Origin of the sequence: Streptomyces sp. NPDC058872 (genome assembly GCF_042743065.1) — a bacterium.
Taxonomy (GTDB): domain Bacteria; phylum Actinomycetota; class Actinomycetes; order Streptomycetales; family Streptomycetaceae; genus Streptomyces.
Map to the genome: position 1 here is coordinate 23612 of NZ_JBHYMK010000034.1, position 16204 is coordinate 39815.

Genomic DNA, 16204 nt, shown 5'->3' on the forward strand with positions numbered 1-16204 from the left:
CACCATGGTCCCATGCCCGCCGCCCGGCGCCCGGTTTGGGCCGCCCTGAGGGTGGCTGATACCGTGGACAGCTGTGCCTCGTACGCCTTCTCAGCTGCGCGGCGCATCCAGAAGGAACACCGAACCTGTAAAGGCTCTTTTCGTGGCGAACATCAAGTCCCAGATCAAGCGGAACAAGACGAACGAGAAGGCGCGCCTGCGCAACAAGGCCGTCAAGTCCTCGCTCAAGACCGCGATCCGCAAGGCCCGTGAGGCTGTCGCCGCCGGCGACCTCGAGAAGGCCACCGTTGCCACTCGCGCCGCCTCGCGTCAGCTCGACAAGGCTGTCTCGAAGGGTGTCATCCACAAGAACGCCGCCGCCAACAAGAAGTCGGCGCTGGCGATCAAGGTTGCCTCCCTCCAGGGCTGAGCTCTGATCTCACGCTCCACCGGCCGTACGGGACCCAGCGGGCCCTCTCTCCCGCTCCCGCCCGGCCAACCAGGACTCGCGCGCGGACGCGTTCGCCACGCGGGTGCGAGCCCATCTGCTTGAACGTCGAAGGCCCCGTCCTCTCCTTCCCCAGGAGACCGGGGCCTTCGCCGTACCCGCTCCGCGGGGCGGGCGGGAGGGCCCGACAGCGGGCCGCAGGTCCGACACCGGAGCGCCGGCACCCGGCAAGCCCCGCGCGGCCCACCGCTCCGGCCCGGCTCCCCGCGGCGGGCCTCAGCCCCGCCGCATCCTTGCCGCCCGCGCCACCGCGACCACCGCCTTCTCCAGGGCGTACTCGGGGTCGTCCCCCCCGCCCTTCACCCCCGCGTCCGCCTCCGCGACCGCGCGCAGCGCCAGCGACACCCCGTCCGGGGTCCAACCGCGCATCTGCTGCCGGACGCGGTCGATCTTCCAGGGCGGCATGCCCAGCTCCCGCGCCAGGTCGGCGGGGCGCCCGCCCCGCGCCGAGGAGAGCTTGCCGATCGCCCGCACGCCCTGCGCCAGCGCACTGGTGATGAGGACCGGCGCGACTCCGGTCGAGAGCGACCAGCGCAGCGCTTCCAGTGCCTCGGCCGCGCGGCCTTCGACGGCACGGTCGGCGACGTTGAAGGAGGAGGCCTCGGCACGGCCCGTGTAGTAGCGCCCGACGACGGCCTCGTCGATCGTGCCGTCCACATCGGACACGAGCTGCGCGACCGCGGACGCGAGCTCCCGCAGGTCACTGCCGATGGCGTCGACGAGCACCTGGCAGGCCTCCGCCGTCGCCGAGCGGCCGAGCGCCCGGAACTCCTGCCGCACGAACGTCAGGCGCTCCGCCGGCTTCGTCGTCTTCGGGCAGGCGACCTCCCGGGCCCCCGCCTTCCGCGCCGCGTCGAGCAGGCCCTTGCCCTTGGCCCCGCCCGCGTGGAGCAGCACGAGCGAGATGTCCTCGACCGGGTCGGCCAGGTACGCCTTGACGTCCTTGATCGTGTCGGCGGAGAGGTCCTGCGCGCTCCGCACGATCAGCACCTTGCGCTCGGCGAAGAGCGAGGGGCTGGTGAGCTCTGCCAGCGCCCCGGGCTGGAGCTGGTCCGGGGTGAGGTCGCGCACGTCCGTGTCGGCGTCGGCGGCCCGGGCGGCCGACACCACCTCCTGGACCGCGCGGTCGAGGAGCAGGTCCTCCTGCCCCACGGCGAGCGTCACGGGGCCGAGGAGGTCGTCGGGGGAAGTCTTTCTGGTGGCCATCGCGCTCCAGCATCCCACGGGCCGCTGACACCGGAGTTCGCGATGGCCGACGCGAGGACGACAATGACGGGGTGAGCGAACGACACGTACTGGTGCTTCCCGACCGCGACGCGGCCGAGGAGGTCGCCGAGGAACTCCCCGACCGTTTCGGCGTGGCCGAGGAGCCGCACCTGGTGCGGGACGCCCTGGCCGGCGAGGACGACGCCGAGGACGCCCAGTGGCTGGTGGTCGTCGAGGACCCGGAAGCCCGTCTGGATCCGACTGCGCTGGACGCGCTGGCCGCCGAGTACGAGGGCTGGCTCGAAGCTCCCTAGGAGCCCGGGGCCCCCGCCTTCGGAACGATCTGGACGTCCAGGTCGATGCTGATGCTGGACCCGACGGCCGCGATGCCCCGCGCGAGCATCGCCTGCCAGGTGAGCGTGAAGTCCTCCCGGTGGAGCTCGGTGGTGGCGCGACAGGCGCCCCGGGGCTCGCCCTGCAGGCCGTTCCCGAGGCCCAGGTACTGCGTGTCGAGGGTCACCGTGCGACTCACTCCGTGCAGGGTGAGCGCCCCGGTGACGGCCCAGCGGCTGCCGCCGCGGTGGACGAAGCGCTCGCTGGAGAACTCCAGCACGGGATGGGCGCCGACGTCGAGGAAGTCACCGGAGCGCAGGTGGTCGTCGCGCATCCGCACGCCGGTGTCGATGGAGGCCGCATCGATGACGACGCGCATCGAGGAACGCTCCATGCGGTCGGCGATCCGGACCGTCCCCGAGAAGCCGTTGAACCGCCCGTGGACCCGGGCCAGGCCGATGTGGCGCGCCGTGAAGCCGATCCGGGAGTGCAGGGGGTCGATCTCCCAGTCGCCCGGTGCCGGGAGCGGGGGCTGGGGAGCGAACTGGAGCAAGACGTCGCCGAGCCCCTGGTGTTCGCCTGCGGTGACGACCGCGCCACCGCGGTAGGGCGCGTACCCCTCGGAGGTGACGGCGAGTCGGTACTCCCCCGCCGGCACGGTCGCGAGGACCGTGCCGTAGGGGTCGGTCTCGCCGGCCATGACCTTGCGCCCCTCGGCGTCGCTGACGACGAACGCAGCCCTCCGGACCGGCTCGTGAACGGGATCGAGCACCCGGCAGCTGAGCAGGCCCGCCGTCGCCGGTACGGCGACATCGCCGAGCGGTCCGCCGCGCACGGCACCCGCCGCACGCTTCCCGAAGAGACGACCGAACATTCTTCACGCACCCCCGTGCGATTCATTCACAATGCAACGAAATTGCATTCGATCACTCTTGGGGTGTTCGAGGCAAACGGGGCGAGTGACCTCAAGTATCACCGAGCGTCCGAATTGGTGACTCCTCCGCGGACGACCGGCAAGACGTCGAGCTCGATGCCGAACAGCTCCCGGTACGCGCTCCGCACCGCCTCCTCTCCGTCGAGGACCCGCTCCTCGCGACCGCTGCCGGTACGGACGATCAGCTTCGGCGCACTGAGCGTGACGCGGCCCTCCTCGGTGAGCCGGGAACAGATGAGGGAGCGGGGGAAGTGCGAGTCGGGCGAGGTCTGGTGGTACCAGGCACCGGCCGCGAAGTCGGCGAGCGCCCGGGGGCGCGGCTCCAGCCGGTACTGCGGCTTCCCGTCCCGCAGCACGTCCAGGTCGCCATCGGTCGTCTCCACGATCCGGAAGACCCCTCCCGGATCCTCCTGGTCGTCGCGTGCCCCGTACTCCAGCGGAAAGTGGCTGTGGTCGCCGAAACCCACGTCGGCCAACCACCGCTTCCCGTCCGCCGACTCCACGCGCAGGGCCATGTGGTCGTACGGGATGCCCGGCTTCCCTTCCGGCCCGATGACCCGTGCTTGAAGGAGTTCGACCTCGTACCCCAACCCGCGCAGCAACACGGCGAACGCCGTGTTGAGTTCGTAGCAGAACCCGCCCCTGCGGGCAGCGACCACCTTGTCGACCAGCGCCTCCTCGTCCAGGACGACGGGATCGCCGAGATGGATCGACAGGTTCTCGAAGGGCACGGTCCGCAGGTGCCGCAGGTGCAGTTCGCGCAGCGCGGCGCTGTCCGCGCGCAACGGCCGCTCGGCACCGATGCGATGCAGATAGGCCTCGATGCGGGCATGATCACGTGTCGTCATGCAGGCAGTCTCCCGCCCGCTCCCGTTCCGCGTCCGTCGGATGCCGTGGCGACTCCTCCCCGGAGGGGGTGTCCTTGGTCTCCGGCAGGCGTGCGGGTTCCGCGGGGAAGCTTCCTCCGCTGGCCCTTCCCCTTCACCCCGGCACCGGCTCACCCTCCTCTCGGTACCGCGACGAGTCCCCCTTCCGCTCCGAGGACGGCGACCGTCCCGTCCCGGTCGGTCCGCAGCACCTGCGCACCGCCTGCCCGCAGCATCGCCAAGGTCCTGGGCGAAGGGTGGCCGTAGGGGTTGTCCCTCCCCGCCGACACGAGCGCCAGCCGAGGCCGCACCCTCCGCATCAGGCCCGGGTCCTGATGCGCGGAACCGTGATGGGCGACCTTGAGCACGTCGACCGGCCCGAGGTCCGGATGCGCCCGCCACAAGGCCCGCTGGGCCGGTGGTTCGAGGTCGCCGAGGAGCAGCAGGCGCACCCCTCCGGCAGCATGCACGAGGAGCGTGACGCTGGCGTCATTGGGCCCGCCGCGGGACACCGCTGCCCCCTCGGCGCTGTTCCACGGCCAGAGCACCCGCCACTCCAGGTCCCCCGCCCGCCACCGCTCGCCCGGTCTCGCAGGGATCACCGGCACCCCGGCGACGGCCGCGGTCCGTCGCACGAACGCGGCCTGGTCCGGCGGCTCTTCGAGCCCCGTGGTCTGGATCGCGCCCACTGACCTCCCCCGCAACACCCCGGGAAGTCCGGCCACGTGGTCCGCGTGGAAGTGGGTGAGCACCAGCAACGGCACCCGTCGCACGCCGAGTTCGCGCAGGCAGCGATCCACCGGCTCGGGATCCGGTCCGGCATCCACCACGACGGCGGAGTCCCCGCCCGCCGCGAGCACCGTCGCGTCTCCCTGACCCACCTGGCACATGGCGAGCACCCAGCCCGGTGGCGGCCACCCCGTGGCCCATCGCACCAGCGGCGCCGGGCGCACCACCGCGACCAGAAGCAGAGCCGCCGCACAGGCACCGACCGCTCCCCGGTACCGCAGCCTGCGCGCACCGAGGACCACCAGCACCGTGAGCAGGGCCAGGGCGAGCCCGCCCCACCAGCCGCCGGGCCAGGTCAACGTGGCCCCCGGCAGTGCGGCCCCCGCGCGGGCGACCCGGGCGATCCACCCGGCCGGCCATCCCGCCAGCCAGGCCGCGCACTCGGCAGCCGGCATCCAGACCGCTGCCAGACCGAGCGCGGCGAATCCGCACAACGTCGCCGGAGCCACCGCCAGTTCGGCGACGAGGTTCGCCGGTACGGCAACCAGGCTGAGCCGGGCGGCGAACACCACCACGACCGGAGCGCACACCGCCTGTGCCGCCAGTGCCGCACTCAACGGCTCCGCCAGCCGGCCGGGCACCCCGCGCCGTTGCAGTCCCTCGCTCCAGCGCGGGGCGATCGTCAGCAGCGCCCCGGTGGCCAGGACCGAAAGGAGGAATCCATAACTCCGTGCAAGCCAGGGGTCATGGAGCACGAGGGCCAGGACGGCGGCGGCCAGCGCGGGGACCAACGATCTGCGACGCCCGGTTCCGATCGCCAGCAGCGCGATGAGCCCGCAGGCCGCGGCGCGCAGCACGCTCGGGTCGGGGCGGCAGACGATCACGAAGGCGAGCGTCAGCCCTCCCCCGGCCAGTGCCGTGGCCCGCAGCGACAATCCGATCCTCGGCGCGAGCCCGCGCCGCTCCGCCCGGTGTGCCCGCCCGGGCCTCCCGACGAGCAGCAACAAGACGATCGAGAGGTTGCTTCCGGAAACCGCCAAGAGGTGGGTGAGATCGGTGGCCTCGAAGGCGTCCCGCAGTTCGGGGCCGACCCGCGAGGTGTCTCCGACGACCAGCCCCGGCAACAGGGCCGCTGCGTCCTGGTCGAGTCCCGCGGTCGCCGTCCGGAGCCCGGCGCGCAGTCTTCCCGCGGTCCTCTGCAGCGCACTCGGCGGACCGATGGTGTGCGGTGGCCCGGCTCCACCGGCCCTGAGGACGGCTGCGAAAGGCGCTCCGGAACGCAGCGGCGGGGCGAGTCGACCGTCGATCCGCAGTCGGGTGGTGGGGAGGAGCCCGAGCCAGTCCTCCCGTCCCTCCCCGGAGGGCACGATCAGCAGGACCGGTGCCCTGGTCCGGTGGACCGTGCCGTCCGACTGCTCGACCCGGGTCACCTCGCCGTCCAGGAGGACCGAGACCGGTGCCACCGCGTTGCCGCGCACCGCGGGTCGGGTGAGCCGCGGATCGGAGGTGACCACCACCTCCAGCCGCACCCGTGCGTACTCCCGCGCCAGCCCCGGAACGGGTCCCCTCCGCAGGTCCGCCGCGTGCAGCCCCGCCGCAGCGGCTCCGGCCGCCGCGCAGAGCAGGGCCCCGGACCACGCGGTCCACCACAACCGCCTCCCGGGCGTGGTCAGGGAGGCCGACGTTCCAGGGCCGCCGCCCGTGGCACGGCACCGCCTCGCGCCCCACACGAGGAGGAACAGGCCGGTCAGCAGGCACGCCGTGACACAGGCGAACGTCCGCCACCCAGTGGCGCCCACGGCCCAGGCCGCTGCCGCCCAGGCCGCCGCCGCGAGGGGAACGAGCCGGAGGTCGGTCGGCCCCTCGTGCCGCGTCGGTCCTCCCCCGACCCGCTCCGTGCCGGCCGACCGGTCGCGCTTCACGGCCTGACCAGTGGTTCGAGGTCGGCGAACCGACGTTCTCCGATGCCGCTGACCTCCCGCAGTTCCGCGACCGATCGGAAACCGCCGTGCTCCGTCCGGTGATCGATGATGTGCTGGGCGAGTACGGGACCCACGCCGGGTAGGGAATCGAGCTGCTGCACGGTGGCCGCGTTGAGGCTCAGGGGCGCTCCTAGCCCGCCTCCCCCGATGGCGCCGCCCGCCCCCGGGGCACCGGCCGGGACCCCGGGCAGACCGACCAGGACCTGCTCGCCGTCCAACAGCACCCGGGCCCGATTGACGCCGGTGAGATCGGCACCGGGCTCCGTGCCGCCGGCCGCGCGCAGGGCGTCGGCCACCCGGGAACCCGCAGGCAGACTCAGCACCCCGGGCCTTCGCACCTTTCCACCGATGTCGACCACGACCCGGGCCCCGGGAGCAGGCCCCGGTGCTGCGCCGGCCTCCGCGTCCGGTGCGCCACGCTCCGGCACCGGAACCGTCCCGGGCCCCGGTGCCGGGCCTGCCCCGGCGCGCCACCCGGACGCGGCAACCGCAGGAGCGGCCCGGACGGTCTCGGGGACCCGCACCTGCTGTGGCCGGCCGCTCCAGAAGTAACCGCCTGCGAGGGCCACCGCCAGGAGCAGGACCGTCGTCAGCGCCGCCAGCGTCCTGGGCTCCAGCCCGCACCGGGTCTGCACCCAGGTCGGAGTCCGGTCGCGGAGCGCCGCAGCAAACCGCTCCCGCGCCCCTGGCGGGGAGCCTCGCTCCGGGGCCTCGGGAGCTTTTCGCACCCCCGGGGCCCCCTCCCCGGGGATCTGCGACGGGCCGATCGACGGCGAAGCCTCCACCGAGGCGTGCTGGGCCTGCTGGACCTGGGGGGCCTGCGGGGCGTATGGGACCTGGGGGACCTGCAGGGTCTCGGGCGGGAACAAGGCCTCTCCACGCCGCCGTACGGCACCCACGGACGGGGACGAGGTCCGCCCTCCACCGGTGTGACGACGCCGGCCGAGAAGCACGCCGGGCCCTCCGGGACGGTTGCGCCCGCCCGCCCCCGGCACCCGGCCCGGCCCGCCCGTCGGAGCTCCTGCCGTGTGCGCGGTTCCCGGGGCGATCGATGCGATGCGTGTGCGAAGAGTCATGACCGTGACGCTAGGGATCGCGGCCGTCCTCTGCGGGCCCCACCCGTTCTCTGTGGACGGGGGTTCTCTTGTGGAGAACTCCGTCACCCGTGCGGGTGGCGGAGAAACCCTCTCCCCGCAGGGCGCGGGAAAACCCGAGCCCGGGCACGACCGTCTCAGCGCGAGGAGACCACGACCGCGAGCAGACCGGGGCCCGTGTGTGCGCCGATGACCGCACCGACCTCGCTGACCTGGAGCTCCTCGAGCCCCGGCACGCGGTCCCGGAGGCGTTCCGCAAGGGCGGCGGCCCGTTCCGGTGCGGAGAGGTGGTGCACGGCGATGTCGACGGAACCGGCCCCGGCCCGCTCCACGGCGATCTCCTCCAGGCGGGCGATGGCCTTCGAGGCCGTCCGGACCTTCTCCCTCAGTTCGATCCGGCCGCCGTCGAGTTCGAGGAGCGGCTTCACCGCGAACGCGGAGCCGAGCAGCGCCTGCGCGGTCCCGATCCGCCCGCCCCTGCGCAGATAGTCCAGGGTGTCGACGTAGAAGTAGGCGGAGGTTCCGGCAGCGCGCTTCTCGGCCGCCGCGACCACCTCGTCGAGGGAGCCACCGGCCTCGGCGACCCGGGCCGCCTCAAGGGCGCAGAAGCCCAGCGCCATGCCGACCATGCGGGTGTCCACCACCCGTACCGGCAGGGGCGCGTCCTTCGCCGCGAGGACCGCAGCGTCGTGGGTTCCGGAGACCTCCGCGGACAGGTGGAGCGAGACGACGCCCTTCGCACCCGCTGCCGCGGCCTCTCGGTAGGCCTCGGCGAAGACTTCGGGACTGGGCCGCGAGGTCGTGACGGGCCGGCGCTTCTGTAGGGCCTCGGCAAGGGCCCCTGCCGAGATCTCCGTGCCTTCCTCAAGGGCGCGGTCGCCGATGACGACGGTCAGCGGAACCGTGACGATCGCGTGCCGCTCCCTCGTCTGGCGTGGCAGGTAGGCCGTGGAATCGGTGAGGATCGCGACATGCCGGGACATGAGCGGGAGGTTACCCTTCGGGGCGGCAACACGGCAGACCGGCCCCCACCTGATGCACACGGCGCAGGGCCGGGCTCATGGACGTCCACCGTGACGGGACGGGTCGGGAGCGGTGCGGACGGGAGGGGACCGTCGGTCCCGACGCACGACCCCGCCCGCGCCCCCGGTCAGGTGGTGGTCTCCGGACGGGTCGACTTCTCCCAGGGGTAGGCGGTCCGACGCGGATCGGGTGCCGTGATCGCAGGCGGTTCCCCCTCGCCCGCAGGGCCGGTCTGAGCGGCGGCCCCCGTGGGCTGTCCCCATGCGTCCGCCGTCGTCACCCCGGGTGCTCCGGACGCCGGTGTCGTTCCCGGCACGCTCTCCGGCTCGGCCCAGTGGCGCAGGGCACCCGCCTCGACGTCGATCTGTGCGCTGAGCATCGACAGGTCGTCCTCGGCGAACTTCAGGGCCCGCTCACGGGCCGCGCGGCGCAGCGCGTCGGCCGAGCCGGTGATGCGCTCGGTCCGCGCGGTGAGCTCGGGGAGCTGCCCGGCCACCCACGCCCGGTCGGGTTCCCGCTCGAGCCGCTTGAGGTCCGCGTCCAGTTCGAGCCCGTGACCGCTGAGCCTCTGGAAGAGGTCGAGCGATTCCTTGAGCGAGGCGTCCTCTCCGACGCCCTCCCGCAGTGCCTCCTGCGTGGCGCGCATCGAGGTGCGCAGCGAGAGCCGCAGCCGGGCCAGTTCCCCGGCCACACCGGCCTGACCGAAGCTCTTGGCCCGCAGTGCGGTGTCCTCGACCGTGCGCCGGGCCTGGTCGATGGTGCGGTCGACGCCCCGTCTGGCGGCCTTCGCGACCCTCACGGTGGCGTACACCCCGAGCGCCACGAAGGAAAAGAAGAGCAGCGCCATGATCGTGATAATCGTGGCTCCCATGTGCGCCCCTCCGGCGTCCGTCGGTTTCCCACGGCTGTGGTTCTTCCACGGTAAACGGAACGGGCAGCTTGGTGGTTCCATCGGAACCCCCAAGCTGCCCGTAGGGGAAACCCCTATGCGTCGTCAGCCGGCGACGATGTTGACCAGCTTCGGCGCACGCACGATGACCTTGCGGATCTCGGCACCGCCCAGTGCCTTGACCACCTGCGGGTCGGCCAGCGCCAGCGCCTCCAGTTCGGCGTCCGTGATCGAGGGGGAGACCTCCAGGCGGGCCTTGACCTTGCCCTTGATCTGCACGACACAGGTCACGGTCTCGTCGACGAGGTACGCCGGGTCGGCGACCGGGAAGTCCTGGTGGACGACGGAGTCGGTGTGGCCCAGCTTGTTCCACAGCTCCTCGGCGATGTGCGGGGCCAGCGGGGCGATCAGCAGGACCAACTGCTCGGCGACCGTCCGGGGGACCGCAGTGCCCGACTTGGTCAGGTGGTTGTTCAGCTCCGTGATCTTGGCGATGGCGGTGTTGAAGCGCATCGCGGTCATGTCCTGGGCGGCACCGTCGATCGCCTTGTGCAGGGCGCGCAGGGTGTCCTCGTCGGGCGCGTCGTCGACGACGGTGACCTCGCCGGTCGTCTCGTCCACGATGTTGCGCCACAGCCGCTGCAGCAGCCGGTACTGGCCGACGACCGCGCGGGTGTCCCAGGGGCGCGACACGTCCAGCGGGCCCATGGCCATCTCGTACAGGCGCAGGGTGTCGGCGCCGTACTCCGAGCAGATCTCGTCGGGCGTCACCGCGTTCTTCAGGGACTTGCCCATCTTGCCCAGGACGCGGCCGACCTTCTCGCCCTGGTACCAGAAGGCGCCGTCCCGCTCCTCGACCTCGGCCGCCGGCACGGCGATCCCCCGCGCGTCCCGGTAGACGAAGGCCTGGATCATGCCCTGGTTGTACAGCTTGTGGAAGGGCTCCGCCGAGGAGACGTGCCCCAGGTCGAACAGCATCTTGGACCAGAAGCGCGCGTACAGCAGGTGCAGCACCGCGTGCTCGGCGCCGCCGACGTACAGGTCGACCCCGCCGGTGGGCATCCCTTCGCGGGGGCCCATCCAGTACTGCTCGACGGCGGGGTCGACCAGCTTCTCGGAGTTGTGCGGGTCCAGGTAGCGCAGCTCGTACCAGCAGGAGCCGGCCCAGTTGGGCATGGTGTTGGTCTCGCGCCGGTAGCGACGCGGACCGGCGCCGTCGCCCAGGTCCAGGGTGACGTTGACCCAGTCCTCGTTGCGGGACAGCGGGGTCTCGGGCTGGGTGTCCGCGTCGTCCGGGTCGAAGGTGCGCGGCGAGTAGTCCTCGACCTCGGGGAGCTCCAGCGGCAGCATCGACTCGGGCAGCGAGTGGGCGACGCCGTCCTCGTCGTAGACGATCGGGAAGGGCTCGCCCCAGTACCGCTGGCGGCTGAACAGCCAGTCGCGCAGGCGGAAGTTGACGGTGCCTTCGCCGATGCCCCGGTCGGCCAGCCAGGCGGTGATCTTCGCCTTGGCCTCGACGACCCCCAGGCCGTCCAGGGAGATCGCGTCGTTGGCCGAGTTGACCAGCTTGGCCTCGTACGAGGAGAAGGCGTCGTCCCAGGTCGACGGATCGGTGCCGCGGTCGTCGCCCGGCTCCACCACGCAGCGCATCGGGAGCTCGAAGGCGCGGGCGAAGGCGAAGTCACGGCTGTCGTGGGCCGGGACGGCCATGATGGCGCCGGTGCCGTAGCCCATCAGGACGTAGTCGGCGATGAAGACCGGCACCTGCTGTCCGCTGACCGGGTTGGTCGCGTACGCGCCGGTGAAGACGCCGGTCTTGTCCTTGGCCTCGGCCTGGCGCTCGACGTCGGACTTCGAGGCGGCCTGCTTGCGGTAGGCGTCGACGGCCTCGGACGGGGTGGCGTGGCCGCCGGTCCACACGGCGTGGGTGCCCTCGGGCCAGGCGGCCGGGACGATCTTCTCGACCAGGTCGTGCTCGGGCGCCAGGACCATGTAGGTGGCACCGAACAGGGTGTCCTGGCGGGTGGTGAAGACGGTGATGGCTCCGGCGTCGCCGACCTGGAAGTCGACGCGGGCACCCTCGGAACGGCCGATCCAGTTCCGCTGCTGCAGCTTGATGGCCTCGGGCCAGTCCAGCGCGTCCAGGTCGTCCAGCAGGCGGTCCGCGTAGGCGGTGATCCGCATGTTCCACTGGCGCAGCTTCGCCTTGAAGACGGGGAAGTTGCCGCGCTCGGAGCGACCGTCGGCGGTGACCTCCTCGTTGGCCAGGACGGTGCCCAGGCCGGGGCACCAGTTCACGGGGGCGTCGGAGGCGTACGCCAGACGGTACTCGCCCAGGACGTCGGAGCGCTCGACGGCGCTCAGCTCGCTCCATGCTCGCGCGCCGGGCACCTCACGCGCGCCGGTCTCGAACTGCTCGATCAGCTCGGCGATCGGGCGGGCCTTCTTGGCCTCGTCGTCGTACCAGGCGTTGAAGATCTGCAGGAAGATCCACTGGGTCCACTTGTAGTAGTCCGGGTCGATCGTGGCGAACGACCGGCGCTTGTCGTGGCCCAGGCCCAGCCGGCGCAGCTGGAGCTTCATGTTCTCCATGTTGGCCTCGGTGGACACCCGCGGGTGCGTGCCCGTCTGCACGGCGTACTGCTCGGCCGGCAGGCCGAAGGCGTCGAAGCCCAGGGTGTGCAGCACGTTGTGGCCGGTCATGCGCGCGTGACGGGCGAAGACGTCCGTGGCGATGTAGCCCAGCGGGTGGCCGACGTGCAGGCCCGCACCCGAGGGGTACGGGAACATGTCCATGATGAACTTCTTGGGCAGGGCGGCGACTGCCGGGTCGCCCGCCAGGTCACCGGTGGGGTTCGGCGCCTCATAGGTGCCTTCGGCGTCCCAGAAGTCCTGCCAGCGTGCCTCGATGTCGGCGGCCATGGCCGCCGTGTAGCGATGCGGGGCCGCCGTCTCGGCGGCCGTAGTGATCTCGGTCATGGTCCTTGATGCTCCATCGATCGTCTCTGCCCACTGCCACGAACTGCCCGAAATGAAAAATCCCCTCGCACAGGAGGGGATGCCGCGCCGACTCCGACGGGATGTCGGTCACCCGTCGACACTGATCAGCGCGGCTCGGTAAGCAGGAGGCGTACGGCACGCATGGCGTCAGGGTACCGCAGCGCTCGACGGGGGCGCATCGGCGTCCACGGAACGGCGGTGGGGGCGTTGACGGGAAGGTGTACGCGAAGAAGCGGGCCACCCTTTGAGGATGACCCGCTTCCTTCTTGTGGAGCTAAGGAGAATTGAACTCCTGACCTCCTGCATGCCATGCAGGCGCTCTACCAACTGAGCTATAGCCCCTTGCTTTTCTTCTGTCTCCGTTTCGGTTTCCCTCGCGGCGACAGACAGAACATTAACCGGCTTCCCCGCAGATCTCCAAATCGGTTCCCGGGACCCCCCTGACCTGCCGGGTAGGGTCGCCGACTGTGTCCGTCTCCGTGCTCTCCCGAACCCGCGCCCGGCCGTGGCCCCTGGCCACCGCCGCGGCGGTCTGCCTGCTCTCCTTCGCGGCCTTCTGGGTGGCTCAACGCCTCGCCCACGTGAACATGCTCGACGTGATGGTCTACCGGGCCGAGGGCGAGACCGTCCTGGCGGGCGGGGACCTGTACGCGATGCGCGCGACCTCGGCGAACCTCGGCATGACCTACCCGCCCTTCGCGGCCCTGCTGTTCGTCCCCTTGACCCTGGTGGGCGTCCCGCTGATGCGGACGCTCACCACCGCGGGGAACCTGCTGCTGGTGGTCGCCCTGGTGCACCTGTCCCTCCAGTTGGTCCGCCCCTCCCTGCCCCGCACCGACCTGTGGCGCACGACCCTGTGGGTCGCCGCGGTCGTGGTCTGGTGCGAGCCGGTGTGGACGACCTTGCGGTACGGCCAGATCAACCTGCTCATAGCCGTGGCGGTGCTCTGGGACCTGACCCGTCGCGAGGGGAGCCGCTGGGCGGGCCTGGGAACGGGCCTGGCAACCGCCGTGAAGCTCACCCCCGGGCTCTTCGTGGTCCTGTTGTTCGCCGCCGGCCTGCTCCTGTGGCACCGGGACCGGAGGGGAAACCAGTGGCTGCGCACGGCCCTGACCGCGACCGGAGTGTTCGTCGGGACGACGCTCGCCGTGGCGGTCGCCCTGCCTGCGGACTCACGGCGGTTCTGGACCGAGACGCTGTTCGAGACGGGCCGCGTCGGCTTCGCCGAAGAGACCGCGAACCAGTCGATCCGCGGAGTGCTGGCCCGCCTCATGCACACCGATGACCCGGGCACGTGGTGGGCCGTGACCGCGGCCGTCCTGGGCGGTGCGGCGATGGTGCTCGCGGTACGGGCCGCGATGCGCGGCGACAAGGCGGTCGCCGTGGTCGTCTGCGCGCTCACCGCACTGATGATCAGCCCGATCTCCTGGTCCCACCACTGGGTCTGGTGCGTGCCCCTGCTGATCCTGCTCGCGGACCGGGCGACGCGGACGTGGCCGGTGACGGGGGCGACGGCCCTGGCCTTCGCCTCGTTCGCGCTGTGGTGGGTCCCGCACGACCCGGGCCGCCCCGAACTGGACCAGAACGCGGGGCAGATGCTGCTGTCGGCGGTCTATCCGCTGACGGCGACGGCCTTGCTCGTGGGGTACGCGCTGACGCTGCGGCGTCAGGCCGTGGCGAAGGAGTAGAAGCGCTTGAGGGTGCAGTGCTCGTCGAGGAGCCGGCCGTAGATCGGCTCCCCCTCCAGCTCGCGGTAGGTCTCGATGGGGTCGCCTTTTATGATCAGCGCCCGCGCGCACTCCTCGCACCAGTACTGGAACCCCGGGTTGACGGGGTCCATGTCACGCACGATGGGCGTACCGCTGTCGCACCAATCGCATTTCCGCCGATGTGCACCCATGAATCAGCTCCAGCTGTGGCCGCAGGCCGTGCACCCATAGGACGCCCTGCCGTTGTCGCCGAGCACTTGGGTCACCCTCCCGTCCGGATCCTCGTCCCCCTCCGGCCGTCCGATTCTGCCATGTCCCCGCAAGGGGGTCAGCGTGACCGACGAGGCGGTCACGCCTCGTCAGCCGTGATGCGCACGGCCGTCGGGGCCGGGCCGACCACCCGGAACGCGCTCACGGAGCCCTGTACTCCGGAACCAGCGACGCCCCGCGTCCCCGGGAGGGGGACGCCCGAGTGCCGGATCACGGCCCGCACGTCGAACGGGGCGGAGGGCCACCGCAGGATCGATGCCCCGCACCGGGCGGGAAAGTGACGGAACGACGAATCCCGCCCCCCATGGGGGACGGGATTCGGTGACTGTGGAGCTAAGGAGAATTGAACTCCTGACCTCCTGCATGCCATGCAGGCGCTCTACCAACTGAGCTATAGCCCCTCGTGTTCTTCGCGCTCTGCGCTGCGAACAAGAAGAACTTTAGCCTGTGACCTGCCAGAAAGTGAAATCCGGGTCCGGCAGGCCCCTCGTGGGACTCAGTCGTCGTCGCCGAGGACCGGCTCGGGCAGCGTTCCTGCGTTGTGCTCCAGCAGGCGCCAGCCACGGGCGCCCTCGCCGAGGACCGACCAACAGCAGTTGGAGAGCCCGCCCAGGCTCTCCCAGTGGTGGGGCTCCAGCCCCAGGAGCCGACCGATGGTGGTGCGGATGGTGCCACCGTGGCTGACCACGACGAGCGTGCCGTCCTCGGGGAGCTTGTCGGCGTGCTCGAGGACCACCGGGGCGGCCCGGTCGGCCACCTCGGTCTCGAGTTCGCCGCCGCCCCGACGCACGGGCTCCCCGCGCTTCCACGCGGCGTACTGCTCCCCGTGGCGCGCCACGATCTCGTCGTGGGTCAGGCCCTGCCACTCCCCCGCGTACGTCTCGCGCAGCGCGGCGTCATGGGCGATGGTGTGCCCGGTGAGGACGGAGAGCTCGGCGGCGGTGGCGGCCGCCCGCTTGAGGTCGGAGGCCACGATGGCGTCCGGCTCCAGCGCGGCGAGCAGCCGTGCGGCGCGACGCGCCTGGGCGACGCCGGTCTCCGTCAGCTCGATGTCGGTCGAGCCCTGGAAACGTCGCTCCAGGTTCCAGGAGGTCTGGCCGTGGCGCCAGAGGACGATGCGGCGGCCTCTGCCGCCCTTGGTGGCGCTCAGCTCAGCTCACCGTCCGCTCCCTCGGGAAGACCGGAGCCGGCCTCGATGTCCGCACCGGTCAGGGCGGCGTGCTCGGCGGCCTTGCCGCGCGTCTTCAGGGCATCCTCGGGCAGGTCGAGCTCGGGGCAGTCCTTCCACAGCCGCTCCAGGGCGTAGAAGACCCGCTCCTCGCTGTGCTGGACGTGGACGACGATGTCGACGTAGTCCAGCAGGATCCAGCGCGCGTCGCGGTCGCCCTCGCGGCGGACCGGCTTGGCGCCGAGCTCCTTGAGCAGCCGCTCCTCGATCTCGTCGACGATCGACTTGACCTGGCGGTCGTTGGGCGCGGAGGCGAGCAGGAAGGCGTCGGTGATCGACAGCACGTCGCTGACGTCGTACGCGATGATGTCGTGCGCGAGCCGGTCGGCAGCCGCCTGAGCGGCGGTCTTGACGAGCTCGATGGAACGGTCCGTGGCGGTCACAGGCAGGCTTTCGTCGGCGGTCCAGTACCCCTCCAGGGTCTCACGGACCGCCGACGACCCCGTCGGCGTTT

The 16204-nt window shown here is 71.7% G+C and carries 14 protein-coding genes and 2 tRNA genes; 3 read left to right on the forward strand and 13 right to left on the reverse strand.

Going from position 1 to position 16204, the window contains the following annotated elements:
* The first annotated feature begins 142 nt into the window (after window positions 1-142).
* Window positions 143-409 carry a 30S ribosomal protein S20 gene (gene rpsT / locus ACFW22_RS21780; protein ID WP_093876150.1) on the forward strand — a complete coding sequence of 89 codons (267 nt, stop codon included), beginning with the start codon at window positions 143-145 and terminating at the stop codon, window positions 407-409.
* 294 nt (window positions 410-703) lie between these two features.
* On the opposite strand, the gene holA is transcribed toward rpsT, so the two are convergent.
* A complete protein-coding gene (gene holA / locus ACFW22_RS21785; protein ID WP_386407137.1) occupies window positions 704-1693 on the reverse strand; it encodes a DNA polymerase III subunit delta in 990 nt (329 codons plus the stop codon).
* Between the two features lie 71 nt (window positions 1694-1764).
* Between holA and ACFW22_RS21790 the strand changes: the two genes are divergently transcribed.
* The gene (locus tag ACFW22_RS21790) at window positions 1765-2007 is read left to right on the forward strand and encodes a hypothetical protein (protein WP_386407140.1); all 243 of its coding nucleotides are present in this window, start codon (window positions 1765-1767) and stop codon (window positions 2005-2007) included.
* On the opposite strand, the gene ACFW22_RS21795 is transcribed toward ACFW22_RS21790, so the two are convergent.
* The 8 genes from ACFW22_RS21795 to ACFW22_RS21830 form a co-directional block, all read right to left on the reverse strand.
* A complete protein-coding gene (locus ACFW22_RS21795) occupies window positions 2004-2900 on the reverse strand; it encodes a YceI family protein (protein ID WP_386407143.1) in 897 nt (298 codons plus the stop codon). The genes ACFW22_RS21790 and ACFW22_RS21795 overlap by 4 nt on opposite strands.
* Before the next feature lie 98 nt (window positions 2901-2998).
* Entirely contained in the window at window positions 2999-3808 is an 810-nt protein-coding gene (locus ACFW22_RS21800) for an arylamine N-acetyltransferase (RefSeq protein WP_386407146.1), read from the reverse strand.
* A 149-nt stretch (window positions 3809-3957) separates the two neighbouring features.
* Window positions 3958-6477: a ComEC/Rec2 family competence protein gene (locus ACFW22_RS21805; protein ID WP_386407149.1), complete on the reverse strand. Its 2520-nt coding sequence runs from the start codon at window positions 6475-6477 to the stop codon at window positions 3958-3960.
* The gene (locus tag ACFW22_RS21810) at window positions 6474-7406 is read right to left on the reverse strand and encodes a helix-hairpin-helix domain-containing protein (RefSeq protein ID WP_386407152.1); all 933 of its coding nucleotides are present in this window, start codon (window positions 7404-7406) and stop codon (window positions 6474-6476) included. Before ACFW22_RS21810 ends, ACFW22_RS21805 begins: the two co-directional genes overlap by 4 nt.
* Window positions 7407-7768: 362 nt before the next feature.
* Window positions 7769-8614 (reverse strand): DegV family protein, encoded by an 846-nt coding sequence (locus ACFW22_RS21815; RefSeq protein WP_386407155.1) that lies wholly within the window; start codon window positions 8612-8614, stop codon window positions 7769-7771.
* 167 nt (window positions 8615-8781) lie between these two features.
* The gene (locus ACFW22_RS21820) at window positions 8782-9525 is read right to left on the reverse strand and encodes a hypothetical protein (RefSeq protein WP_386407158.1); all 744 of its coding nucleotides are present in this window, start codon (window positions 9523-9525) and stop codon (window positions 8782-8784) included.
* Window positions 9526-9648: 123 nt separating this feature from the next.
* The gene (gene leuS / locus ACFW22_RS21825) at window positions 9649-12522 is read right to left on the reverse strand and encodes a leucine--tRNA ligase (RefSeq protein WP_386407161.1); all 2874 of its coding nucleotides are present in this window, start codon (window positions 12520-12522) and stop codon (window positions 9649-9651) included.
* 290 nt (window positions 12523-12812) lie between these two features.
* Window positions 12813-12885 (reverse strand) — tRNA-Ala (locus ACFW22_RS21830).
* Window positions 12886-13010: 125 nt separating this feature from the next.
* On the opposite strand from ACFW22_RS21830, the gene ACFW22_RS21835 reads away from it, so the two are divergent.
* Window positions 13011-14231, forward strand: coding sequence for a glycosyltransferase 87 family protein (locus tag ACFW22_RS21835; protein WP_386407164.1), 1221 nt, complete (start codon window positions 13011-13013; stop codon window positions 14229-14231).
* Here ACFW22_RS21835 and ACFW22_RS21840 read toward each other — a convergent pair.
* The 4 genes from ACFW22_RS21840 to rsfS form a co-directional block, all read right to left on the reverse strand.
* Window positions 14210-14443 (reverse strand): hypothetical protein, encoded by a 234-nt coding sequence (locus ACFW22_RS21840; protein ID WP_384874559.1) that lies wholly within the window; start codon window positions 14441-14443, stop codon window positions 14210-14212. The two genes, ACFW22_RS21835 and ACFW22_RS21840, sit on opposite strands and share 22 nt — an antisense overlap.
* A 407-nt stretch (window positions 14444-14850) precedes the next feature.
* Window positions 14851-14923 (reverse strand) — tRNA-Ala (locus ACFW22_RS21845).
* A gap of 95 nt (window positions 14924-15018) precedes the next feature.
* Complete coding sequence (locus tag ACFW22_RS21850; RefSeq protein ID WP_386407256.1) at window positions 15019-15672, reverse strand: histidine phosphatase family protein; 654 nt, start codon at window positions 15670-15672, stop codon at window positions 15019-15021.
* Window positions 15669-16133, reverse strand: a complete 465-nt coding sequence (gene rsfS / locus ACFW22_RS21855; protein ID WP_386407167.1) for a ribosome silencing factor — start codon at window positions 16131-16133, stop codon at window positions 15669-15671. The genes ACFW22_RS21850 and rsfS overlap by 4 nt, the downstream gene beginning before the upstream one ends.
* Between the last annotated feature and the right edge of the window lie 71 nt (window positions 16134-16204).

What these genes read in the sequence shown, in the direction of transcription:
- holA (WP_386407137.1), bottom strand. Translation starts at nt 1,693, where the DNA reads ATGGCCACCAGAAAGACTTCCCCCGACGACCTCCTCGGCCCCGTGACG.
- ACFW22_RS21795 (WP_386407143.1), bottom strand. Translation starts at nt 2,900, where the DNA reads ATGTTCGGTCGTCTCTTCGGGAAGCGTGCGGCGGGTGCCGTGCGCGGC.
- ACFW22_RS21800 (WP_386407146.1), bottom strand. Translation starts at nt 3,808, where the DNA reads ATGACGACACGTGATCATGCCCGCATCGAGGCCTATCTGCATCGCATC.
- ACFW22_RS21815 (WP_386407155.1), bottom strand. Translation starts at nt 8,614, where the DNA reads ATGTCCCGGCATGTCGCGATCCTCACCGATTCCACGGCCTACCTGCCA.
- ACFW22_RS21820 (WP_386407158.1), bottom strand. Translation starts at nt 9,525, where the DNA reads ATGGGAGCCACGATTATCACGATCATGGCGCTGCTCTTCTTTTCCTTC.
- leuS (WP_386407161.1), bottom strand. Translation starts at nt 12,522, where the DNA reads ATGACCGAGATCACTACGGCCGCCGAGACGGCGGCCCCGCATCGCTAC.
- ACFW22_RS21840 (WP_384874559.1), bottom strand. Translation starts at nt 14,443, where the DNA reads ATGGGTGCACATCGGCGGAAATGCGATTGGTGCGACAGCGGTACGCCC.